Raw genomic sequence first — 22,266 nt, forward strand, 5'->3', positions numbered from 1 at the left:
CTGTAAGACGGGATTTTTTTATTTAGAAGCTGAAAAAGTTATGACCGAATAAAGTAAAAATAGATCTTCCTATAGATTGGTTTTTTTCTTCTACTGTTTCGTAACAGGAAAAACCGAGGATAATTTTGATTCCGGGAGGAATACTGTTTAAAATATCTCTTTTTTGATCTTCTAAAAGCAATTTTAAACTCTCTAATATTTGGATATTATTCTTAAGATAAGAGACGACTAATAAAGCAGAAAAGTTTAGAATCTCTCGGGCTGTTTCACTTTTGATTCCAACTTCATTAGAAATCATTTCAGAAATCCTGCCTTTTTTATTGGTAAATATTTCTTTCAGCAAACTATTCCCTTCTAATCGATAACAATCATCAACTGATAAAATACGTCCTGATGTAAAATCGACTTCCTGATAGAAAGTGGAATCATCCTGCATCATTGAAGTAATTCCTTTGTAAAAATCCGACTCCTCCGCCCTGTTATACAACCCCATTAAAACCGTACCTATCGAAACATCAATTCCTTTAATTAAAAGTGCATCATTTTCAAAATAAAACTTGTTCAACTTTGAAACAACATTAGAAGAAATAAAACGTCTAAGTTCAATTTGTAGGTTAGGAGTCATATTTAACTTGTTTGAAATTATTTAAATCCGTTAAAAATAATCGACGAAGTGAGGCTTTTTATCGTTTATCAGGATAAAAATATAAAATATTCTAACATTTCCAAAAAATAAGTTAAATGGTGAATTATTGCTTAAACAGTTGTTAAACATAAAAATCCCGAACCTCCAGCAAACATAACCCATTCGTTATCAAAACAAAGAAAAATCCTCTCAAAAAAAAATCACATTTTTTTGATAAAAAATTAAAAAATAAGAAAAAGCTTAAGGATAAATACGCGATTTAAAACAGTAATAAGCGATTTTGCCAGACAATGCTAATAAAAATACCCAGGAAAATAATGCAGCATAAAAAATTTACAAAACTCGAAGCCAAAAAACCTAAAACGGATCCTGTTGCCGCTTTCAGTGCTCTTTGATGATTAGTCGAATCATAAATCAACTCTCCAACGAAAGCCCCTACAAAAGGCCCAATAATAACCCCAAAAGGAATAGGAGCAATAATACCAACAATTAAACCAATGTTAGTTCCCCACACGCCATACGAACTCCCTCCAAATTTTTTAGTCCCTTTTGCCGGAATGATATAATCAAGAATCGTAATTACAATCGTTAGCAAAAATGTAATGCCTAAAACCCAATAATTGTTTTCAACTGCTTTGGTCAGGTACAGCAGTAACAACCCCACCCAGCAAGATGACAATCCGGGTAATACAGGCAGAAAACTGCCAAAAATCCCAACAATCATGCATATAAATCCAAGCAACAACAATAGTAAATCCATGTCAATTTTTTTGTAAATTTGATCTACAAACTTTCTAAAGGAACAAATTAATGCGTCAATTTTTGCAATTTATCTCCTGTAGTTTTCTGATCCTTGTCATCAATAGCAATTTGTATGCCCAAACTAAAAAACTCTCAATAGACGACAGACTTCTGCAAGACAGCATTTATAAAAGTAATAAGAAAAAAGTGCTCAACTTTTCGATGAAAGATTTTAACACTTTATTCTTCGAATATTTTAATCGAAAAAATGATCCAAATATTGTATTAAGCAAAACAGAGTACTACAATTACACCGTTCGTATTGCTGCTTTCTCTGACCGACTAGCTTCTTTATATCCTGAAGAAAAAGAAGTTGCCGCAAAAAACAAAGCAAAATGGCTGTCGGAAAATTATGAAGATTATTTGCAATTCAAAGCTTCTCAAAAAAAATAATTGTATTTTTATATTCTAATTTATTTATTCAATCCAACATCAAAGTCTTGAAGAAGTTTTTCCTTTTATTCGTAATTCTATTTTTTCATTCTTGTCAATATTTTGAGAAGAAGGTTCCGTCTGAAAAAGAATTACTTCAAAAAGAACTAAAATCGATTAACTGGAAAGAAGTTGATGAATTTCCATCTGTTGCCAATTGCGAAAAAATTACCGATAAAAAGCAACGTCAACAATGCTTTTTTGAGGTAATGGCACAACTTATTCAGGAAAAACTGGATATTGACACCCTTTCCATACTCTATCCCGAACTTGACACCATCGAAGTGAAAGTGACCGTTTTTCCAAACTCAACAATGAAATTTGAACCTCAATTCCCTAAAGATTCTGTTGCCTACGACACTATTAAAATCGATAGTATTCTACATGCCCGCCTGGTTAATTTCCCTAAAGTAAATCCGGCACTTAAACGTGGAATTCCGGTAAAAACACAATTTATCTTACCTGTTATTCTCAAGGCAAAAGAAAAAAAATAGTTGTTTTCTCGTTTATATAAGAGAGATTCTATTTCGTAAACTTTCTTCCCTTCCATTCATAAGAGCCAAACAAGCTGTATAAAGCCACAGCCGAACTAAAAAAAGGATACAACAAACTACTTAAGAACAAACTTTTTATTTTGTCTTTCACTAAAAAACGATTCGTAGCATAGAGTAAAATACAATCGATTGCGAATTTTGAAAAAGCCAACAAAACAAAGAAATAATAAGGCAAAATCCAAAAAACAACACTACAAAACCCTACTACAAAACTCAAATTTCCTAAAAAAACAATAAGCCCTAATAGCTTTCCAAAACTGCTTTGATACGAACTTGTTTTGGCTGCCCAACGAACCCTTTGATAAAATAAGGTCTTCCAGTCCTCCGTTGGTTTTGTGCTTACAATTGCGTCTGCCGCTTTTAAATAGTGAACTTCATCAGGAAATATACCAACCGCTTTTTGCAGTAAAAACACATCATCTCCACTGGCAATTTTGCTATTCCCTTCAAATCCATTTAAATCTTCAAACAGCGATTTAGTGTACGCAAAATTGGCTCCGTTGCACATAAAAGCGCTTTGAAGTCCAAAACTTCCAATAGTAGCACCTTGCAGACTCGTTAAATCCAATTGCTGAAAATGATGCAAAAAAGAGTTCTCACATTCGTACGTTACCGCTCCTGCCAGCATCGAAACCTTATTTTGCTGAATGTAATTATCGAAGGTCAACAACCAATTCTCAGGCACCAGACAATCGGCATCTGTAGTAACAACCCAATCTGTTTTCACCAATTGCATAGCAGTAGAGATAGCATCTTTTTTGGGAGAATTCGAAATTCGGACATTGTCAATTTGCGAAATTTGAAATGTGAAATGTGAGATTTGAAATTTCTCCTTAGAATTATCATCTACCAAAATAACTTCAAACAAATCATTAGGGTAATTCAGTTTTGAAAAACTTTCTAAAAGGTTAGGTAAGTTCTCTTCTTCATCCCGAAACGGAACTATAATCGTAAAGCTTGTTTGAGGTTTCAAATCTATATTTTGGTACTTTTTTACTTTAAAAAAACCATAAATAAGCAAACCAATGGTAATCAAATAAATGCCTAATATGGCAGACAAACCCCAAATCATTCTGCTGTTTTGGTCTTAAAATTTAGTACATAATAAGCTCCTATAACAACCGGTAAAACCACATTAAGAAACCACATCAAAGTGCTGATAAAAACTACAATCCACTCGTTTACCCCTAAAATTCCAAAGAAATAAATTGCAACACTTCCTTTTACCGCAAAATCCAGAAACTGAAAAGTAGGCAGTGACGAAGCCAAAAAGTAAACTACAGCAATAGTAGCAATTAGTGTAAAATAAGGCAAATCAACATCAAAAGCCAAGAACAAAAAGTAATACTGATGTGAAAAGACCAAATACCGCAAAATTCCTAAAACAATATTCTTACGGTGAACTGATTTTGGGATTTCATTAATCTTATGTATCAATTTCTCGATTGAATATCCCTTAATTTTTATTTTCTTTAGGGAAAACAAAACAACAAAAAGCAACACAAAACCCCCAAATAAAACGGCAACTGTTTGCGTTGTAATAATCTCATATTTGGCATTGAAATACAATAACCCAAAAATCCCGAAAATCACCGTTAAGATCATCTGGATTCCGTTGCAGATCAGGTTTAAGAAAATTACTTTCTTTGCCTCTGATTTCGGATAATACAAGGCTTTTCCGGCGTACTCTCCCACTCCGTTTGGCGTAAAAATTCCGGCTGTTAAAGCTGCCAGCACTTGTTTTGTGGCTTCTCCCAAAGAAATTTCATGAATTACCTTAGCCAGATTTTGCCATTTCAGGATTTCGAAATAACGGTTCAAAACACTTAAAAGCAATATGAACCCAATTCCTAATACGGACTGATTTTTACGAAACAGCACGATGAATTTTTGCCAGTCCAATTGATCATTATGCGCCAACTGATCATAAATAAAGTAAAATGCACCTCCTACAATCAAAAGTTTGATTAGAAGAACAAGGAATTGCTTAGCTTTGTGAGGAATTGAAATCATGTCGCAAAAGTAATCAATTTGAAAATGTGGCAATTTGAAAATTGGAAAATGAAATGTTAGAATCAGGAAATAAAAAGCGAAATTTAATTAGCTCGCTGGTAAATCATCATTTTTGCATAGAAAACGTAACAAAAAGTTCAATATTAGAGGTTTTAAAAGCATCCAGTACCAAGGTTGTAGAATTTGATGAAAAATTCGATTGGTCATTTTTATCTGATGAAAGTTCAAGCAAAACCACAAAACCATTTATGTTATTTGACCAAATTAATGAATGGAGTTATCTAATATGGAATGTTTGGGATTTTGAAGAAACAAAGCAAATGACATTATTTCTTTCGAAAGAGCTTAATACAAAAGTTTATTATTTTTTCGTTGATCCCTGGATTGCCACTTGCAGATGGGTTTTAGCAGATAACGGAACTCTTTTGACATCCTATTATGAAAGTCATGGTACAATTTTAAATAACGAAGACAATTCTGAAACCGAAAATATATTAAAACAAGAAGATGATTTCGAAGATAAGTTTTGGAATTTATACAACAGTATCTGTCAATCAATAGAAATACTGAATAAAGAACAAAATGTAATATTAACAAAAGGGCATCTAAGCTGATAAACTTTGAACGTGAAACATCAAACCTGAAACAAAAAAACTTGACAAAAGAACGCATCATATTAGGTATTGACCCCGGAACGACAATTATGGGTTTCGGATTAATTAAAGTCACCAATAAAAAAATGGAATTTCTGCAGCTTAACGAACTGCAATTATCCAAATACGACAATCATTACCAAAAATTAAAAATCATATTTGAGCGTACCATCGAACTAATAGAAACACACCATCCGGACGAAATTGCGATTGAAGCTCCTTTCTTTGGCAAAAACGTTCAATCGATGCTGAAATTGGGGCGTGCACAGGGTGTCGCAATGGCAGCGGGACTCTCGAGAGGGATTCCTATCACTGAGTACGAACCTAAAAAGATTAAAATGGCGATTACCGGAAACGGAAATGCCAGTAAAGAACAGGTCGCAAAAATGCTCCAGCAGCTTCTTGGGCTAAAAGAATTACCCAAAAACCTCGACTCAACAGATGGTCTTGCGGCTGCCGTTTGTCATCATTTTAATTCCGGTAAAGTTATTGCCGGTAAAAGTTATTCGGGTTGGGATGCTTTTGTGAAACAAAATGAAGAACGAGTTAAAAAATAAGTGATCAGTGATCAACTTTTTAGTGTTCAGTTTTTTAAACAATAAATAATACCGGATGACATTTCAAGATTTATTAGCTTATAAAAAATCTTTTTCTTTAGCAATGAAAATATTTGAAATTTCAAAATCATTTCCAAAAGAAGAGATATACTCATTGACCGATCAAATTAGACGCTCTTCACGAAGTGTTCCTGTAACTATTGCTGAGGCATATCGAAAGAGGATTTATCCTAAGCACTTTTACAGCAAGTTAACTGACTCTGATGGAGAAAATTCAGAAACACAAGTTTGGTTGGAATTTGCTTTTGCCTGTAAATATATTTCTAGCGATCTATACAAAGAACTCCTCTCTGAGAGTACTGAAATAGGAAAACTAATTAACTATATGCTTCTAAATCCTGAAAAATTTGGAGTTAAAAAAGAGTAAGCAGTATTCATCTGCTTAATACTCATCTTTTAAAGTTAAAAACCTGAACACTGAAAATCTGAACACTGAATACTATAAATGAGCGGCATCTACATCCATATCCCTTTTTGCAAGCAGGCTTGTCACTATTGCGACTTTCATTTTTCGACTTCAATGAAAAAGAAAGACGAGATGGTTTTGGCTTTAGCCAAAGAAATTATCCTTCGAAAAAATGAATTGAACCTTACTGACTCCGCTCGAAGCGACAATCAAATAGAGACCATTTATTTTGGCGGCGGGACCCCGTCCGTTTTGAGTAATGATGAGATCAACTTTTTAATCGAGACCGTTTACAAGAATTACAATGTTGCAGAAAATCCGGAGATCACGCTCGAAGCCAATCCCGACGATTTATCTCCCGAGCGTATTCTGGAATTATCAAAAAGCCCTATAAACCGTTTAAGCATTGGAATTCAGTCTTTTTATGAAGACGATTTAAAGATGATGAACCGCGCTCATAATTCGGTGGAAGCCAAAAAATGTTTAGAAGAAGCAACAAAATATTTCGATAATATTTCGCTCGATCTGATTTACGGAATTCCGGGAATGACTGACGAAATGTGGAAACAAAATATTGAAACCGCTTTAAGCTTCGGGATTCCTCATATTTCAAGTTATGCTTTGACAGTGGAACCCAAAACGGCTTTAAAAAAACTAATTGACACCGGTAAAATTGCAGAACCACAAGACGAAGCAGCTTCCAATCATTTTATGATTCTGGTTGATATACTTCAGAAAAATGGTTTTATTCACTACGAATTATCCAATTTTGGAAAGGAAGGTTACTTCTCCAAAAACAATTCGGCATATTGGCTTGGCAAAAAATACATTGGAATCGGACCTTCGGCTCATAGTTTTGACGGCCACAAAAGAGGGTGGAATATTGCAAATAACGCTTTGTATCTAAAAGCAATTCAGCATGATGAGCTTCCTATTGAAACGGAAATTCTAACTGTTTCAGATCGTTATAATGAATATATTATGACAGGGCTACGAACCATTTGGGGCGTTTCTCTGGAAAGAATTGAAAACGAATTCGGATCGGAATATTTGAATTATTTACTAAAACAATCTCAAAAATTCTTAACAGATGATTTACTTTCAATTGAAAACAATATTCTTAGGCCAACTTTAAAAGGAAAATTTTTAACGGATGGAATAGCTTCAGATTTATTTTATTTAAATTTGGAAGAATAAAAATTGAACGCTGATAAAACGGATGCAAGCAACGCTGATAAAAATCCGCAAAAATCCGCGTTAGAATATCTGTAAAATCCGTGTTCCATTATGCTAGCACTTATTGAAGGCAAATATCAAATCGACTTATCAAAACCCATTGATATTTCAATTCCGTTAACCAATACTGATGAAAACCCGATTGCCTGGTACATCGAAAAACCAGTCATTGAACCGGTCGTTTTTGGTGACTGGATTGGAAAGGTGTCTAAAGGGAAATCATCTACTAATTTCAATAATATTTTCTTCAACCCTCATGGCCATGGAACGCATACAGAGTGTTTGGGACATATTACGAATGATTTTTTCAGTATCAATCAGTGCTTAAAGCAATTTTTCTTTACTGCCCAACTGATTACAGTCGAACCCGAAAAAATGGGTGATGATTTGGTAATTACAAAAGAACACATTTCGACTTCGCTCAATGGGACAAATACCTCGACTTCGCCCACCAGAACAATTGAAGCTTTAATTATTAGAACGCTTCCAAATCAGATTTCAAAAAAATCAACAAAATATTCCAATACCAATCCGCCCTATTTATCAGAAGAAGCGGCAATTTTCATCCGTGAAAGCGAAATTCAGCATTTATTGATTGACTTACCAAGTGTTGACAGAGAACATGATGAGGGAAAATTACTGGCACACAAGGCGTTTTGGAATGTAAAAGACACCCACAATCTAAATTCCGACGCACGATTAAACGCAACTATTACCGAAATGATTTTTGTTTCGGATGAAATCGAAGATGGAGCCTATATACTAAATCTCCAGATTGCTTCGTTTGAAAATGATGCGAGTCCAAGCAAACCAATATTATTTAAGATTTCAAATCTTACAACGTAAAGGCTTAAATATAAAATCGATCCTCTAAAATGATAACAGTTTCAACAGATAAGAGCAAACTTGATGTTCCGTTTATTCGAAATTTCCTGAAAGACATTTACTGGGCCGCCGGAAGAACTATCGAAGAGGTGCAAACAACGATAGATGCTTCAGTTTGTTTTGGCATTTACCTTAATGACAAACAAATCGGTTTTGCAAGAGTCATTACAGATTATGTTGTTTTTGGCTATGTAATGGATGTTTTTATTACTGAAGAACAACGTGGCAAAGGATATTCGTCTGTTTTGATAGAACACATGATGAACGACCCACAGCTCAAAAACATTCAGATTTGGAGATTAGCCACCACTGACGCTCACTTTTTATACGAGAAATTTGGCTTTACAGCCTTACAGCATCCCGAAAAAATGATGGAAAAGAAAATATCATGAAAACAATACTCAAACTTGAAGAACTGGGAATGTTTATTCTCGGAATCTATTTGTTTAGCCTTTTAAACTATCAATGGTGGTGGTTTTTAGTCTTCATTCTGGCCCCTGATTTTTCTATGATTGGTTATGCATTTAATTCCAAAATTGGTGCTTTATCCTACAACCTGTTCCACCATAAAGGAATTGCAATAATAATTTATATCTTAGGTTGTTATTTAAAAATAGAATACATTCAACTTATCGGAATCATTCTGTTCTCCCATGCTGCAATGGATCGTTTTTTCGGTTATGGTATGAAATATCAAAAAGGTTTTAAGTATACACATTTAGGTGAAATTGGTAAATAAAAAATAATATGAATCTGGAAACGTACTACGAATATTGTCTTTCAAAAAAAGGAGTTAGCGAGCACTTCCCTTTTGACGAGGACACTTTGGTTTTTAAAGTTGGCGGAAAAATGTTCGCATTATCCTCCTTATCACAATGGGAAAAAAACGAACCCTCGGTTAACTTAAAATGTGATCCCGAACGTGCTCAGGAACTAAGAGCCGAATATGAAGAAATCAAACCCGGATTTCATATGAGCAAAGTGCACTGGAATACTATCGCTCTCAACGGAAGTTTACCAACCGCTTTCCTTAAAGAATTAATCGATCATTCGTATGAATTGGTTTTCAAAAGTTTGACAAAGAAAATTCAGAATGAAATTATCGAATTAGAAAATTAGGCATTACATTTGCAGCATAAGACCAAAAAACTAGCAACTCAGTTACCATGTAACTTAGCAACTTATCAATCATGAAAGAACAATTTAAAAAATTTCTGAACGAAGAACAAGACCCTAAAGCGATTGAAAAAATCACTTCGAAGCTCAATGATTTATTGATGAAAAACGAAGAAATCGGGTATATTGCGGTTCAAAAAAAACCTGCAATAACTGTTTTTCCGGATAGCATAATCTTAACCAACAAACGTATTATTATCTGCAAACCTAAAAACTTAGGTTTATCAATGGATTTTACAGATTATACCTGGGATGATATTGCGAGCACTTTTGTAAAAGAAAATATTTTAGGTTCTGAATTTTCATTTGGCACCAAAACTGATCTGACGATCTCAATCGATTATATTCCGAAAACTCAGGCCAGAAAAATTTATACTTATGCTAAAGAGCAATTGGATTTGTTAAAAAATCCTGCTGCTTCTGAGACTCCAATAACTGAGGCAACACCAATCGTTGAAGATAATTTTGAAGACGACGTAGAAGAAGTTGAAACAGAAGAGGTGACCAGTTTTGCCGAAATTTTGCCTGCTGCCGCTACTCCTTATGAAACTTTTGAACCTATTCAACCCGCTCCAACTTCTACAGGAGAACGTAAATTAAGCGACTTATCCAAAGAAGAACTTTTTGATAAACTGCAGAATTATAAAAAACTACTTGACAATGGTTTAATCATGCAAGGGGAATATGATACCTATAAAAAAGAGATTTTAAGCTATATGTAATTTAGTCTTAAAGTCTAAAGTCATAAAGTCTTAATGCTTTTGTGTGTATAATACAAAAAAGCCGGAATAGAAATTCTATTCCGGCTTTTTTACTTTATGACTTTCGACCTGCGACTTTACGACTTACAAAGTAGCTTTCTGCTTCTCCACAAAACTATTCGATTGCAGCTCCAGTAACTCTTTTGCATTTTTACGCTGTAAATCAAAAAGACCTCTGTCTCCCGCAATATCAGCATACACCTTATCATGCATTTGGGCACTGGTTTTCACTAATAGTTCACGCTGGTATTTATTTTGTTCCAAAGTCGCTTTCATAGCTGTTTCGGCCTCTTCCTGTTTAAAATCAAACTCCCCTTTTGGAGCTAATAATTTTGCTATAATTGGAGAAGTTTCAATTGCCAAAAACAACAGCATGATAAAAAATGAAGGAAGCCAAGGCAACTTATTCAAGGCATTAATGCGCGCCATTAATCCGTCAAAACCTTCAATGATTGGCTGTGTCTGTGTGACTTTTTTATCTAAGTCAGCCTGTAATTGTTTTCCCGTTTTTTCTTTCTCGGCAATTTTTGCTTCGTTAGTAGTCTTTAAAGTTGCAAGCTCTTTTAAAGCTGCATCATGTTTATCACGTTTTTCTTTATAAACCGGTCCTTTCCCCAGTTTCTTCGTTCCCGAAGTCCCTTCAGCTTCTGTAATATAAGTAGAGTATAAAGCATTTACTTCTTTTTCTTTTGTCAGAATATCATTTTTCAAAGCGGCAATCTCAGCCTTGTTTTTATCTAAATCTGATTTGAAATAATTGCCTACCTGTTTTTTGTTTGCCAATTCCATCTCATTTTTTTCCTTCAATAAAACGGTATTGATTTCTTTCTCGAAAATTTTAATTTCCAGAGGTTTCGAAATTACAATTGCTATAATAATGGCCAATATAATTCTGGGAGTCGCCTGAATAAATTCATCCATAAAACGATCTCTTTTTTTAATCGTCGAAACAATAAATCGATCCAGATTAAAGATGAGCAAGCCCCAGACAAATCCAAAGGCTAAAGCCGGATAAAGAGAGTCAAAAACGGTAAAAAGCGCATAAGCACTGGCCAGAAAAGCCATAACGGCAGTAAAAAAAACGGTGGCGCCAATACCAACATATTTGGTTTGTTCGCCATTTGAACAGCCTTCGAGCAGATCCCGATCGGCTCCGGAGCAAAGGATAAAAAATTGTTTTAACATGATTGATGATTTTTGATTGATGATTATTTCGTCCGTTCGCCCTTTGGGCTCAATTGACAGGGCAAATTTAGCGCCAAAAAATTAAATTCTAAGTTAAATAGTTCATTTCTTTTAAGTTGGGTTCTTAAAAAACATTTCTCATTTAAATGTTATTTCAACATTAATCTATTTTTAATGTAAACGAAGAATCATAACACTATGTTAATTTTTTTCAAGTCCTTTAATAACATTCAGGTTCTAGTTTCGCAGCAAATCAAACTAAAACACAAATGAAAAAAATTTATTTAGTAATTACACTTCTGTTTTTAGCCTTGTCAGGTTATGCTCAAAAGGCTATAATCTCAGGAAAAGTGCTGGATACAGATGACAAACTTCCTTTACCGGGAGCAATGATTCAAATTGTAGGTGAGAACAAATACACTGTTACAGATTACAATGGTCATTTTGAATTGCTTAGCATAAATGCAGGAACTTACCAGCTACAAGTAAAATATATTGGATACACGGCTCTCACAAAAGAAATTACAGTGGAACAGGGTAAAAACAACGTAATTGATTTTGCACTTAAAACTTCGGGAACTGAATTGAACGAAGTTGTGGTGGGAGATATCTTAAAAGGTCAGGCAAAAGCCCTGAACCAACAAAAAAACAACAAAAACATTGGAAACGTAATCTCTTCTGACCAAATGGGACGTTTTCCGGATGCCAACGTTGGGGATGCCTTAAAACGTGTTCCGGGAATCACGATGCAAAACGATCAGGGTGAAGCCCGTAATATTATTATCCGTGGACTTGCTCCGTCATTGAACTCTGTTACCTTAAATGGAGATCGAATTCCATCAGCAGAAGGAGATAATAGAAATGTACAAATGGATTTGATTCCATCTGATATGATTTCGACAATTGAAGTCAACAAAACCTTAACTTCCGATATGGATGCAGATGCTATTGGAGGTTCTGTAAACCTGATCACAAGAGCTACACCAAATGGAGAGAGAATTTCTGCAACACTGGCCGGAGGTTATCTGCCAATTCGCGAACACGCCTCTTATACAGCCGGATTGGTTTATGGAAATCGTTTTCTCGACAATAAACTGGGGGCCGTGTTCAGCGGATCTTATAACAATGTGAATTACGGATCTGATAATATTGAGAACGAATGGGTAAAAGATAAATTCGGAAATGAATACTTACAGGCATCTGAGATTAGAAAATACGATGTACAGCGTATTCGTCGCAGTGGATCTGTGGCATTAGATTACAAATTTGATGAAAATAACACCATTTTTGCCAATGCCATTTACAACTGGAGAGACGATAGAGAAAATCGTTTCAGAACTACTTACGATGATATTCAGCCCATTTATAATGGTGGACAAATTACAGCTTTTAAAGGCCGTGTAAAACGTCAAACCAAAGGCGGATCTGACAATAATCGTAATAAAAACAGCCGTTTAGAAGACCAACGTGTTCAGAATTATTCGATTCGTGGAGAACATTTAATCCACTCTAAACTAGATTTGGACTGGTCGGCTAACTATGCAAAAGCCAGAGAATACCGTCCGGAAGAACGTTATATCGAATACCGTCAAAAAGGTTTGGACTTAACTCAGAATCTATCTGATATCGAATTTCCGTTAATCGCAACCACCGGAGAGTCTCTGGACAAATTCAAGTTCCAAACGGCTACCGAAAATACAAATGAAACCAGCGAAAGTGAATTTGGAGCAAAAATTAATATCCGTTTCCCATTTACTATTATACCATCTCAAAAAGGTAGATTAAGAACCGGACTCCGACTTCGATTGAAAGAAAAAGAAAGAAACAACAATTTCTTTGCCTACACACCAATCAATACTGATATGGCCTTGCTGTCGCAGATTCCTAACAGTCTCTATGACGGTCAAAACTTTAATCCGGGAAGTAAATATGTTCCGGGTAGTTTTGCTTCGGCTAACTTTTTAGGAAGTTTAGATTTAAACAACGCGGCGTTATTCAACAAAAAAGCAGATCCATCAGAATTCTTAGCCGTAAATTTTAATGCTAAAGAAAACATTTATGCCGCTTATGTAAGATGGGATCAGGATTTTAACGATAAACTCTCTATGGTTTTAGGTTTTCGAGTAGAAAACACTCATATTGATTATACCGGAAACCGTGTTTTGGATGAAGAAAAATTAGAAAGTCAAATCAACACGACCAACTCTTACACTAATTTATTGCCAAGTATTTCATTCCAATACAACGCGACCAAAGATTTAGTTTTAAGAGCTGCCGCTACAACAGCTTTGGCCAGACCGGACTACTATGCTCTGGCTCCGTATGTAAACAATATTGCTGCCGAAAAAGAAATTACAGCCGGAAATCCAGATCTTGACGCCACTTACTCGTACAATTATGATTTCATGGCCGAAAACTATTTCAAATCTGTCGGATTAATTTCTGGAGGTGTTTTCTATAAAAAACTGGAAAATTTCATTTACAATTATAGCGACAACCAGTACACCGCTGCAAAATTTGCTGCTGATTTCCCAAACCAGGCAAATCCAATTCCGGCAGGTGAAAACTGGTCATTTTTACAATCAAGAAACGGAGATACTGTTGATGTTTATGGCTTTGAAGTTGCTTTTCAGCGTCAGTTGGATTTCCTTCCTGGGAAATTCCTTAAAGGATTTGGTATTTATCTGAACTACACCTACACCAAATCTAAAGCAAAAGGAATCGCTGATGAAGATGGAAACGAAAGAAACAATATTAGCCTTCCGGGAACCACACCGCATATGTTTAACGGCTCATTATCGTGGGAAAACAAACGTTTTTCTGCCAGAGTTTCAACCAATTTCACTTCAGATTATTTAGATGAATTGGGTTCAGAATCTTATAAAGACAGTTATTACGACAAACAATTTTTCTTAGACGCAAACGCTTCATTCAAAATTACATCAAAGCTTCGTCTTTTTGCTGAAGCCAACAACTTGACCAATCAGCCTTTGCGCTACTATCAGGGAGTTAAGACACATACCAAACAAGCAGAGTACTATCAGGCCCGATACAATTTCGGCTTGAAACTTGACTTATAATAATTTACACCTAAAATCCTTACATTAGACAGAACCTAACAGTTCTGTCTAATGGTATTAAAAATCGAATCAATAATGAAAAATAAAACGATACTCGCCTTTATACTTTTAAGCACTTTATTCATCGCTTGTAAAGAAGACAAACTGGCACCCGTAGCTGCAAATGCTGTAAAACCAACCGTTGTTACTGAAGCCTTGCCTCACGATACAGATGATCCTGCGATCTGGATTCACCCAACTGATTCTTCGAAAAGCATTATTATAGGAACAGATAAAGATACAGACGGTGCTTTGTACGCTTTTGATTTAAAGGGAAAAATCATTGCAAAATCTGAAGTGCTAAAACGCCCGAACAATGTTGATATCGCTTATGGCTTAATCGTAGATGGAAAAAAAGTTGATGTTGCTGTTACTACAGAACGTGAATCAAACAAAATAAGAATCTTTAGTTTACCTGATTTAAAAGCAATTGACAATGGTGGAATCGCTGTTTTCGAGGGTGAAGAATTACGTGATCCAATGGGAATTGCTTTGTATACCCGAAAAACTGATGGCAAAATCTTTGCTATTGTAGGCAGAAAATCTGGACCATCGGGAAGCTATTTATGGCAATACGAACTTTCAGGAAATGGAAAATTTGCTACAGCAAAAGTCGTTCGAAAGTTTGGTGCCTACAGCGGGAAGAAAGAAATCGAAGCTATTGCAGTAGATAATGAATTAGGAACTATCCTCTATTGCGACGAACAATTCGGAATCAGAAAATACAAAGCCGATCCTGCCTTAAACGACAACAAAGAACTCGCGATTTTTGGAAAAACTGGTTTTAAAGGAGATAACGAAGGAATCGCGATTTACAAGAAAACAGATTCTACCGGATACATTCTGGTTTCCAACCAGCAAGCAAACACTTTTATGGTGTACCCGAGAGAAGGAGCAAATGGCAATCCGAATAGCTACCCGCTTTTAGCAGAAATTCCAACATCGACTATTGAATGTGATGGTGCCGATGTTACCAGCATCAATCTAGGCGGAAGCTTTAAAAATGGCCTTTTCGTAGCGATGAGCAACGGGATGACTTTTCACTACTATGCCTGGGATTTGATCCAGAAACGTATTGATGAAGGAAGGAAATAGCTTTTTGCTTCATGTTTCATGTTTCATGTTTCATGTTTTTGCTAAACCATAAAACCCGGAATTTTATAAGTCTTGTCACATTTCACAACTTACATTTCACAAACTTAAAGAAACAAAAAAGCTGTTCATAACGAACAGCTTTTTTTAGTTTGAATTAGTAATCTTCCTTATTCTATGATCGGTGCGCCAGCCAAAATTTCGGCATTAGCAAATTCTTCAAATTTCGCGAAATTAGCTTTAAATTTCTGAGCCAATTCAACTGCTTTTTTGTCGTACAACTCAGGATCTTCCCAAGTATTTCTAGGATCTAAAATTTCATTTGGAACATTTGGACAGGTTTCAGGTTGTGCAATTCCAAATACTTTATGATTTTTAAAGTTTACGTTATCCAATTCTCCGTTTAAGGCAGCGGTAATCATGGCACGAGTGTATTTCAACTTCATACGGCTTCCTGTTCCGTAAGGACCACCTGTCCAACCTGTATTGATCAACCAAACTGTTACGTTAGCTTCTTCCATTTTTTTAGTTAGCATTTCTGCGTAACGTGTTGGGTGTAACGGCATGAATGGTGCTCCAAAACAAGCTGAGAAATTAGGCTGAGGCTCTGTAACCCCTGCTTCTGTTCCGGCAACTTTAGCTGTATATCCTGAGATAAAATAGTAAGCAGCCTGTCCAGGAGTCAGTTTTGAGATTGGAGGCAAAATTCCGAAAGAATCTGCCGTTAAGAAAAATATATTCTTAGGATTATGTCCAATAGAACCTGGCTGAATATTGTCGATATGAGTAATTGGGTAACTTACACGTGTATTTTGAGTGATGGAAACATCATCATAATCTACCTCGTTTGTTCCCGGTTTGAAAACCACATTTTCTAAAAGCGCTCCTTTTTTGATCGCTCTAAAAATGTCCGGTTCATTTTCTTCTGTAAGGTTAATTACTTTTGCATAACATCCCCCTTCAAAGTTGAAAACTGTATTTTCTGCAGTCCAGCCGTGTTCATCGTCTCCGATTAACTTACGTTGCGGATCTGCTGATAAAGTAGTTTTTCCTGTTCCTGATAATCCGAAGAAAATTGCAGTATCTCCTTTTTCACCAACATTCGCACTACAGTGCATTGGTAAAGTATTTTTGAAAACCGGTAAGATGAAGTTTAATGCAGAGAAAATCCCTTTTTTCATTTCTCCTGTATACCCTGTTCCTCCAATAAGTGCGATCTTTTTAGTAAAATCTAAAATAGCAAAATTAGACTGACGCGTTCCGTCTACAGCAGGATCTGCCATAAAACCCGGAGCACAAACTACAGTCCATTCCGGAGTAAAATTAGTCAATTCTGACTCTTCCGGTCTTAAAAACATATTGTAACAAAACAAATTAGACCATGCTGTTTCAGTAACAACACGAACATTTAATCTGTAATTAGCATCAGAACAAACATAAGAATCGCGAACAAAAACTTCTTTATTTGATAAATACTGTGTTACCTTATTGTATAATCTTTCAAAAGCATCCGGTTCAAAAGAAATGTTAACATTTCCCCACCAAACCTGATCTCCGGTAATACTATCTTTTACAATATAACGATCCTGAGGAGAACGTCCTGTAAATTCGCCTGTATTAATTGCCAATGCTCCCGTGGAGTTCTCAACACCTTGACCTGATTGCAAAGTGATCGCATGTAATTCATCTGCAGATAGTTGATATCGAACCTTTGCATTTTCAATTCCTAATTCTTTCAGCGAAATCGATTGCGTGAAAACTGTGTGACTGTCCATAAATTTTTAGTTGTGTGTGATGTTTAAGAGAATGCAAAATTATATAATTTATTATTAAACCTTTAAAAAAATTTAAATTTCACTTTTATTTATGCTAATTAGTTAAAATTTAAACTCCTAAAATGAATAAAACAAAAAATAAATGCCTCTAATTCATTTTTCTATAACCCTCTAAATGAATTTGTTATATTATTTATGCATTAAAGCAAAAAACAATAGAAACTCACATAAACAAGATTATATGTTATTTATGAGACAAAATTAAAGATTAATTTTTAGATAGAATTTTTTATTCGGTATTTTATGATTTTCTCCTCAAAATCGTAACAAATAATAACGCCCAGGCAATAATTAATAAAAAACCACCTACTGGAGTTGCGAATACGATAATTTTAAAATCAAAAACCGTGAGGCTTTTAGTGGCTAACATATAGATAGATCCGCTAAAAAGCAATACCCCGGCAACAACCAAATTGTAGATTGTTTTCACCATTTTCTCGGCGATATCTTTTCGGGTCGAAAGAAAAAGTAAAAATAAGGCATGATACATTTGGTAACGAACACCAACTTCAAAAGTGTTTAATTCTTCTATAGACAAGTATTTCTTCAGTAAATGTGCACCAAAAGCGCCTAAAATGATCGCTAACATTCCCATAAAAGCACCTGCCAAAACAATTCTTCTTTTCATATTTTCTATAACTTTCGATTTTCATACAAAAATACTTCAATAGTCCTTAAAAAGCATTTTAGTTTTGAAAAATATTTATCATTAAAAATAATTTCCATTTTTTTGGCATTAAAAAAAAATATCCAATATTTTTCCGAAATTAAAATTGTTATATATTTAACATTTTAATATATTTGTGTTATAAATATAAAATATGAGAAGCATTTTAATCATTGGAGCCGGCAGATCTGCATCGTCCTTAATTCGTTATTTATTGGCAAAATCAGAAAGCGAAAACCTACACCTCGTTGTAGCAGATCTTTCTTTGGCCTTAGCCGAAAAGAAAACACAGAAACACCCTAATGCCACTCCAATTGCTTTAAATATTTTTGATACTGAAGAAAGAAAAGCGGCCATCGAAAAAGCCTCTATAGTAATCTCGATGCTGCCAGCTCATTTACATATCGAAATCGCAAAAGATTGTCTTGAATTTAAAAAACACCTGGTTACCGCTTCTTATATTAGTGACGCCATGCAGGCACTTGACGAGGAGGCAAAGAAAAACAATCTGGTTTTCATGAATGAAATTGGTCTCGATCCCGGGATCGATCACATGAGCGCCATGAAAGTCATTGATGAAATCAGAGCCAAAGGTGGAAAAATGCTGCTTTTTGAATCGTTCTGCGGCGGCTTAGTTGCTCCCGAATCCGACAATAATTTATGGAATTACAAATTTACCTGGGCTCCACGAAATGTAGTTCTGGCCGGACAGGGCGGTGCCGCAAAATTCATTCAGGAAGGCACTTATAAATACATACCCTACAGCGCTTTATTTCGACGCACCGAATTTCTGGAAGTCGAAGGCTACGGGAAATTTGAAGCTTATTCCAATCGCGATTCTCTTAAATATAAATCGGTTTACGGCCTAGACAATGTCCTGACTCTGTACCGCGGAACCATTAGAAGAGTTGGTTTTTCGAAAGCATGGAATATGTTTGTACAATTGGGCATGACAGACGATAGTTATATCATGGAAGATTCTGAGAACATGAGTTACCGTCAATTCGTGAATTCCTTTTTACCGTATCACCCAACCGATTCGGCAGAAATCAAAACCCGTCTGATTCTAAAAATTGATCAGGACGATATTATGTGGGACAAACTTTTAGAGCTGGATCTTTTTAATCCAAACAAAAAAGTAAACCTGCCTAATGCCACTCCGGCACAGATATTAGAGAAAATATTATCCGACAGCTGGTCTTTAGAACCAGATGATAAAGATATGATTGTCATGTACCATAAATTTGGTTACGAGCTTAATGGGGAGAAAAAACAAATTGACTCCAAAATGGTTTGCATTGGCGACGACCAAACTTATACCGCCATGGCAAAAACTGTGGGGTTACCGGTTGCAATGGCAACGCTGTTAATTTTAAATGGAAAAATCACAACTCCGGGTGTACAGCTTCCGATAAAAAAAGAAGTATACCTGCCTATTTTAAACGAGTTAGAAGAATACGGGGTTATTTTTAACGAACAAAAAATGCCCTATTTTGGATATAATCCGGATTTGTTCTAAGATCTGGATTGTTTGTTTTTTAGAATTTTTTTTTTAGTTTTTTATTTTATCCGCTTCTGGAAACCAGAAGCGGATTTTTTTTTCTACTTAGGCACAAAGAAGCAAAGGTGCAAAAAGTCAAAGTTTTTTTTTAGAACAAACAGCTTTGTAACCCAATGACTCTAACCCTTTGCATCTTTGAACCTCTGTACCTTTGAACCTTTAAAAAACCTATTTCTCGGACTGTATCGTGATTGGCAGACGATATTGCACCCTAACTGCTTTACCTTGTTGAGTTGCTGCTGTCCATTTTGGTGAAAGCTTCAAGACTCTGGTCACCTCATTCCCTATTCCGTAGCCAACATCTTTAATTGTTTTAATATCCGAAAGACTACCATCTTTTTCAATAGTGAATTCCATATATGTTTTTCCTTCGATTTTATTCTTCCCAACTGCCGCCGGCATTTTGAAATTCTTCCCTATAAACTTATAAAATGCTGTCATGCCCCCTGGATATTCAGGTAATTTCTCGACATCTTCCAAAACATAAAGGTCTTTCTCTTTGATATCGCCTTTGATTGGCGGTTTTTGAGCCATTGTTTTAGTACTAAAAACAAACAATAACAAGGCATAAATTGCACCTACAGTAAATACGTTAAACACAATTTTAATCGGAGATTCTTTTTTGGTCATCATAAGTAAACGTTTTTTAGTTATTAAATAATTGATGTTGCTCGCCAAAGCAACCGTATTTTTATTAGAAGCAAAATCAAGCAATAAATATTGATAGCTTTTAACCTCACCAAATCGAACATTTACAGCCTCATCAGCCAGAAATTCATGATTCAGTTTAATCGCTTTTTTATACAGAAAAAGCAATGGATTAAACCAAAAAACAATCTGCAGCAGCTCAATAAAAAGAACATCCAAAGTATGCCTTTGTCTTAAATGCGCATTCTCGTGTGCTATTAATTCTGATGGAATCTTACCGTTTTCGAATTCTGCCTTATTAATAAAAATAGACTCCCAAAAAGAGTATGGCAAGCCCGGTTCCTGAACCAGTACCATTTTTTGTCCATTTACAAACTGTATCTCATTGCTTTGCATCTTCTTAAAAAATGAAATAAGATTCCATACAAAGCGAGCCATCAAAATAAAAAACACAGTACCATAAAGCACTACGATCAAAACCAACAGAAAGTCATTGGCCGAGATTGTATTAAGCCGTTCAGTACTTCTCTCGAGTACCAATTCATTCAATTGAACCAACCCAATTCTATCTGTAACAAAAGATCCAATTGAGATAATTTGCAGTGGAATTACAAAGCTAAAAACCAAACTCACCAGCAAATACGCACGATTAAAACGAAACATTTTTTCGTTTTCCAATACCATTTTATACACTGCATAAAAAATCAAAAGCAGCATTCCTGATTTTAAAAGATAGCTTATCATTTTTTCTTTTTTTGAATCTGTGAATCAATTATTTTTCTGAGTTCTTCTAATTCCGATGTTGACAAATCGGTTTCCGTTGTAAAAAACGAAGCAAATTGAGAAGCCGAATTATTAAAAAAATTACTAATTAACCCGTTGACATGTTTAGAGAAATAAGCTGTTTTTTTCACTAACGGATAGTATTCTCTTGAATTTCCGAATTCATTATAAGCTACGAATTTTTTATCGATCATTCGTTTCAAAAGCGTTGCAACAGTTGTTGTTGCCGGTTTTGGCTCCGGATACGCTTCAAGCAAATCTTTCATAAAAGCCTTTTCAAGCTTCCAGAGATGCTCCATTAATTGTTCTTCTGAGTTTGATAATTGCATTTTTTTCTTTTTAAGGTTCTGAGTTGCTAAGATTCTAAGTTGCTGAGTTTTTTTTTGCCACAGATTAAAATGATTTTAATGATTCCCACTGCATGCCACACTAATTCTATACTCTTTCTTCTTTATTCTATTCTCTTTACTCTATTCTCTTGATTCTATTCTCTTGATTCTCCACCATCCGTTCCGAAACCAATTCACCGTTATCGTATTTTTTAACTTCGACTAATTTCCCTTTATCCGAATAAAACTTCCAATCACCGAAATAAAACCAGTGCGTTTCTACCGAATTGACTTCGATTTTTGTTTTTCCCTTCGATTGTACTTTTCCGTTTTCGTAATAATACTTTACAAGGCAGATTCCATTTTTATATTTCTCTGTTTTATAAATTTTTCCATTGATATATGATTTCCACTTTTTTATTGGCTGATCGTGTTTGTAATATTCAAACGATTTATAAACTGTACTGTCCTGCTTGTAATTGTCAATCCAGGTACCTTCCCTTTTCTTATCCACAATCTGATTGATTGGTTTACTTTTGCATCCAAAAAGCATTACTCCACAAAATAACAAGATTACCAGTTGCTTCATTTGACTATTTTAACTCTACAATTATAGATGTTACTCTACAAATGTAGAGTTATTTTTTTAATATGCAAGGGTTTTTTTTGAAAGGTGCTGAGATTCTAAGATACTAAGGTTCTGAGGATTTACTTTTTGGAGGTTCAAAGTGGCAAAGGCACATAGCCACAGAGAGACAAAATTTGAATTGCCTCCAGCTTTAGCTGGAGCTTTGAACCTTTACCACCTCTCTTATGCGTTAGGAATAGAGGCGGTATCTCCCCATTTAGCCGAAAACCCATCCGCCA

At 35.2% G+C, this 22,266-nt stretch carries 24 protein-coding genes; 14 read left to right on the forward strand and 10 right to left on the reverse strand.

Annotated features, from left to right (window positions below; genetic code table 11):
• Positions 1-22: 22 nt before the first annotated feature.
• Both BHE19_RS03575 and BHE19_RS03580 read right to left on the reverse strand, forming a co-directional pair.
• The gene (locus tag BHE19_RS03575; RefSeq protein ID WP_017494755.1) at positions 23-625 is read right to left on the reverse strand and encodes a DUF937 domain-containing protein; all 603 of its coding nucleotides are present in this window, start codon (positions 623-625) and stop codon (positions 23-25) included.
• Between the two features lie 280 nt (positions 626-905).
• Entirely contained in the window at positions 906-1,406 is a 501-nt protein-coding gene (locus BHE19_RS03580) for a DUF456 domain-containing protein (RefSeq protein ID WP_070906009.1), read from the reverse strand.
• A 50-nt stretch (positions 1,407-1,456) separates the two neighbouring features.
• Between BHE19_RS03580 and BHE19_RS03585 the strand changes: the two genes are divergently transcribed.
• Together BHE19_RS03585 and BHE19_RS03590 are read left to right on the forward strand one after the other, a co-directional pair.
• Entirely contained in the window at positions 1,457-1,840 is a 384-nt protein-coding gene (locus BHE19_RS03585; protein WP_070906010.1) for a hypothetical protein, read from the forward strand.
• Between the two features lie 47 nt (positions 1,841-1,887).
• Positions 1,888-2,373 carry a hypothetical protein gene (locus tag BHE19_RS03590; RefSeq protein ID WP_070906012.1) on the forward strand — a complete coding sequence of 162 codons (486 nt, stop codon included), beginning with the start codon at positions 1,888-1,890 and terminating at the stop codon, positions 2,371-2,373.
• 28 nt (positions 2,374-2,401) lie between these two features.
• Here BHE19_RS03590 and BHE19_RS03595 read toward each other — a convergent pair whose 3' ends face one another.
• Both BHE19_RS03595 and BHE19_RS03600 read right to left on the reverse strand, forming a co-directional pair.
• The gene (locus tag BHE19_RS03595) at positions 2,402-3,505 is read right to left on the reverse strand and encodes a glycosyltransferase family 2 protein (RefSeq protein ID WP_070906014.1); all 1,104 of its coding nucleotides are present in this window, start codon (positions 3,503-3,505) and stop codon (positions 2,402-2,404) included.
• Positions 3,502-4,446: a lysylphosphatidylglycerol synthase transmembrane domain-containing protein gene (locus BHE19_RS03600; RefSeq protein WP_017494750.1), complete on the reverse strand. Its 945-nt coding sequence runs from the start codon at positions 4,444-4,446 to the stop codon at positions 3,502-3,504. The genes BHE19_RS03595 and BHE19_RS03600 overlap by 4 nt, the downstream gene beginning before the upstream one ends.
• Positions 4,447-4,499: 53 nt before the next feature.
• On the opposite strand from BHE19_RS03600, the gene BHE19_RS03605 reads away from it, so the two are divergent.
• From BHE19_RS03605 to BHE19_RS03645, 9 genes are all read left to right on the forward strand, one after another.
• Complete coding sequence (locus BHE19_RS03605) at positions 4,500-5,060, forward strand: hypothetical protein (protein WP_070906015.1); 561 nt, start codon at positions 4,500-4,502, stop codon at positions 5,058-5,060.
• A 41-nt stretch (positions 5,061-5,101) separates the two neighbouring features.
• Positions 5,102-5,656 carry a crossover junction endodeoxyribonuclease RuvC gene (gene ruvC / locus BHE19_RS03610; RefSeq protein ID WP_083342461.1) on the forward strand — a complete coding sequence of 185 codons (555 nt, stop codon included), beginning with the start codon at positions 5,102-5,104 and terminating at the stop codon, positions 5,654-5,656.
• A 55-nt stretch (positions 5,657-5,711) separates the two neighbouring features.
• The gene (locus tag BHE19_RS03615) at positions 5,712-6,083 is read left to right on the forward strand and encodes a four helix bundle protein (RefSeq protein WP_070906016.1); all 372 of its coding nucleotides are present in this window, start codon (positions 5,712-5,714) and stop codon (positions 6,081-6,083) included.
• A gap of 78 nt (positions 6,084-6,161) precedes the next feature.
• Positions 6,162-7,319 carry a radical SAM family heme chaperone HemW gene (gene hemW / locus BHE19_RS03620; protein ID WP_070906017.1) on the forward strand — a complete coding sequence of 386 codons (1,158 nt, stop codon included), beginning with the start codon at positions 6,162-6,164 and terminating at the stop codon, positions 7,317-7,319.
• A 90-nt stretch (positions 7,320-7,409) separates the two neighbouring features.
• Positions 7,410-8,204, forward strand: coding sequence for a cyclase family protein (locus BHE19_RS03625; RefSeq protein ID WP_070906018.1), 795 nt, complete (start codon positions 7,410-7,412; stop codon positions 8,202-8,204).
• A 29-nt stretch (positions 8,205-8,233) separates the two neighbouring features.
• Positions 8,234-8,635 (forward strand): GNAT family N-acetyltransferase, encoded by a 402-nt coding sequence (locus BHE19_RS03630; protein ID WP_070906019.1) that lies wholly within the window; start codon positions 8,234-8,236, stop codon positions 8,633-8,635.
• A complete protein-coding gene (locus BHE19_RS03635) occupies positions 8,632-8,982 on the forward strand; it encodes a DUF4260 domain-containing protein (protein ID WP_070906020.1) in 351 nt (116 codons plus the stop codon). The genes BHE19_RS03630 and BHE19_RS03635 overlap by 4 nt, the downstream gene beginning before the upstream one ends.
• An 8-nt stretch (positions 8,983-8,990) precedes the next feature.
• Positions 8,991-9,362 carry an MmcQ/YjbR family DNA-binding protein gene (locus tag BHE19_RS03640; protein WP_017494743.1) on the forward strand — a complete coding sequence of 124 codons (372 nt, stop codon included), beginning with the start codon at positions 8,991-8,993 and terminating at the stop codon, positions 9,360-9,362.
• Positions 9,363-9,433: 71 nt separating this feature from the next.
• Complete coding sequence (locus BHE19_RS03645) at positions 9,434-10,141, forward strand: PH domain-containing protein (RefSeq protein ID WP_070906021.1); 708 nt, start codon at positions 9,434-9,436, stop codon at positions 10,139-10,141.
• Between the two features lie 123 nt (positions 10,142-10,264).
• Here the strand turns inward: BHE19_RS03645 and BHE19_RS03650 are convergent, their stop codons facing one another.
• On the reverse strand, positions 10,265-11,365 hold the full coding sequence (locus tag BHE19_RS03650) for a DUF4407 domain-containing protein (protein WP_070906022.1): 1,101 nt from the start codon (positions 11,363-11,365) through the stop codon (positions 10,265-10,267).
• Between the two features lie 269 nt (positions 11,366-11,634).
• Between BHE19_RS03650 and BHE19_RS03655 the strand changes: the two genes are divergently transcribed.
• On the forward strand, positions 11,635-14,445 hold the full coding sequence (locus tag BHE19_RS03655) for a TonB-dependent receptor (protein WP_070906023.1): 2,811 nt from the start codon (positions 11,635-11,637) through the stop codon (positions 14,443-14,445).
• A 75-nt stretch (positions 14,446-14,520) separates the two neighbouring features.
• Positions 14,521-15,579 carry a phytase gene (locus BHE19_RS03660; RefSeq protein ID WP_070906564.1) on the forward strand — a complete coding sequence of 353 codons (1,059 nt, stop codon included), beginning with the start codon at positions 14,521-14,523 and terminating at the stop codon, positions 15,577-15,579.
• Positions 15,580-15,746: 167 nt separating this feature from the next.
• On the opposite strand, the gene pckA is transcribed toward BHE19_RS03660, so the two are convergent.
• Complete coding sequence (pckA, locus tag BHE19_RS03665; protein WP_017494739.1) at positions 15,747-17,351, reverse strand: phosphoenolpyruvate carboxykinase (ATP); 1,605 nt, start codon at positions 17,349-17,351, stop codon at positions 15,747-15,749.
• 301 nt (positions 17,352-17,652) lie between these two features.
• On the reverse strand, positions 17,653-18,039 hold the full coding sequence (locus tag BHE19_RS03670; protein WP_070906024.1) for a DUF423 domain-containing protein: 387 nt from the start codon (positions 18,037-18,039) through the stop codon (positions 17,653-17,655).
• Between the two features lie 193 nt (positions 18,040-18,232).
• Between BHE19_RS03670 and BHE19_RS03675 the strand changes: the two genes are divergently transcribed.
• The gene (locus BHE19_RS03675; RefSeq protein WP_070906025.1) at positions 18,233-19,597 is read left to right on the forward strand and encodes a saccharopine dehydrogenase family protein; all 1,365 of its coding nucleotides are present in this window, start codon (positions 18,233-18,235) and stop codon (positions 19,595-19,597) included.
• A 210-nt stretch (positions 19,598-19,807) separates the two neighbouring features.
• On the opposite strand, the gene BHE19_RS03680 is transcribed toward BHE19_RS03675, so the two are convergent.
• From BHE19_RS03680 to BHE19_RS03690, 3 genes are all read right to left on the reverse strand, one after another.
• Entirely contained in the window at positions 19,808-21,031 is a 1,224-nt protein-coding gene (locus tag BHE19_RS03680) for a M56 family metallopeptidase (RefSeq protein WP_070906026.1), read from the reverse strand.
• Positions 21,028-21,399 carry a BlaI/MecI/CopY family transcriptional regulator gene (locus BHE19_RS03685; RefSeq protein ID WP_017494735.1) on the reverse strand — a complete coding sequence of 124 codons (372 nt, stop codon included), beginning with the start codon at positions 21,397-21,399 and terminating at the stop codon, positions 21,028-21,030. Before BHE19_RS03685 ends, BHE19_RS03680 begins: the two co-directional genes overlap by 4 nt.
• A gap of 136 nt (positions 21,400-21,535) precedes the next feature.
• On the reverse strand, positions 21,536-21,988 hold the full coding sequence (locus BHE19_RS03690; protein WP_233431353.1) for a toxin-antitoxin system YwqK family antitoxin: 453 nt from the start codon (positions 21,986-21,988) through the stop codon (positions 21,536-21,538).
• Positions 21,989-22,266: the final 278 nt, after the last annotated feature.

The organism is Flavobacterium tructae, assembly GCF_001853485.1.
Lineage (GTDB): Bacteria > Bacteroidota > Bacteroidia > Flavobacteriales > Flavobacteriaceae > Flavobacterium > Flavobacterium tructae.

Coding starts and splice junctions, on each gene's coding strand:
- BHE19_RS03575 (WP_017494755.1), bottom strand. CDS start 625: ATGACTCCTAACCTACAAATTGAACTTAGACGTTTTATTTCTTCTAAT.
- BHE19_RS03580 (WP_070906009.1), bottom strand. CDS start 1,406: ATGGATTTACTATTGTTGTTGCTTGGATTTATATGCATGATTGTTGGG.
- BHE19_RS03585 (WP_070906010.1), top strand. CDS start 1,457: ATGCGTCAATTTTTGCAATTTATCTCCTGTAGTTTTCTGATCCTTGTC.
- BHE19_RS03595 (WP_070906014.1), bottom strand. CDS start 3,505: ATGATTTGGGGTTTGTCTGCCATATTAGGCATTTATTTGATTACCATT.
- BHE19_RS03600 (WP_017494750.1), bottom strand. CDS start 4,446: ATGATTTCAATTCCTCACAAAGCTAAGCAATTCCTTGTTCTTCTAATC.
- BHE19_RS03605 (WP_070906015.1), top strand. CDS start 4,500: ATGTTAGAATCAGGAAATAAAAAGCGAAATTTAATTAGCTCGCTGGTA.
- BHE19_RS03615 (WP_070906016.1), top strand. CDS start 5,712: ATGACATTTCAAGATTTATTAGCTTATAAAAAATCTTTTTCTTTAGCA.
- hemW (WP_070906017.1), top strand. CDS start 6,162: ATGAGCGGCATCTACATCCATATCCCTTTTTGCAAGCAGGCTTGTCAC.
- BHE19_RS03625 (WP_070906018.1), top strand. CDS start 7,410: ATGCTAGCACTTATTGAAGGCAAATATCAAATCGACTTATCAAAACCC.
- BHE19_RS03630 (WP_070906019.1), top strand. CDS start 8,234: ATGATAACAGTTTCAACAGATAAGAGCAAACTTGATGTTCCGTTTATT.
- BHE19_RS03635 (WP_070906020.1), top strand. CDS start 8,632: ATGAAAACAATACTCAAACTTGAAGAACTGGGAATGTTTATTCTCGGA.
- BHE19_RS03640 (WP_017494743.1), top strand. CDS start 8,991: ATGAATCTGGAAACGTACTACGAATATTGTCTTTCAAAAAAAGGAGTT.
- BHE19_RS03645 (WP_070906021.1), top strand. CDS start 9,434: ATGAAAGAACAATTTAAAAAATTTCTGAACGAAGAACAAGACCCTAAA.
- BHE19_RS03650 (WP_070906022.1), bottom strand. CDS start 11,365: ATGTTAAAACAATTTTTTATCCTTTGCTCCGGAGCCGATCGGGATCTG.
- BHE19_RS03655 (WP_070906023.1), top strand. CDS start 11,635: ATGAAAAAAATTTATTTAGTAATTACACTTCTGTTTTTAGCCTTGTCA.
- BHE19_RS03660 (WP_070906564.1), top strand. CDS start 14,521: ATGAAAAATAAAACGATACTCGCCTTTATACTTTTAAGCACTTTATTC.
- pckA (WP_017494739.1), bottom strand. CDS start 17,351: ATGGACAGTCACACAGTTTTCACGCAATCGATTTCGCTGAAAGAATTA.
- BHE19_RS03670 (WP_070906024.1), bottom strand. CDS start 18,039: ATGAAAAGAAGAATTGTTTTGGCAGGTGCTTTTATGGGAATGTTAGCG.
- BHE19_RS03675 (WP_070906025.1), top strand. CDS start 18,233: ATGAGAAGCATTTTAATCATTGGAGCCGGCAGATCTGCATCGTCCTTA.
- BHE19_RS03680 (WP_070906026.1), bottom strand. CDS start 21,031: ATGATAAGCTATCTTTTAAAATCAGGAATGCTGCTTTTGATTTTTTAT.
- BHE19_RS03685 (WP_017494735.1), bottom strand. CDS start 21,399: ATGCAATTATCAAACTCAGAAGAACAATTAATGGAGCATCTCTGGAAG.
- BHE19_RS03690 (WP_233431353.1), bottom strand. CDS start 21,988: ATGAAGCAACTGGTAATCTTGTTATTTTGTGGAGTAATGCTTTTTGGA.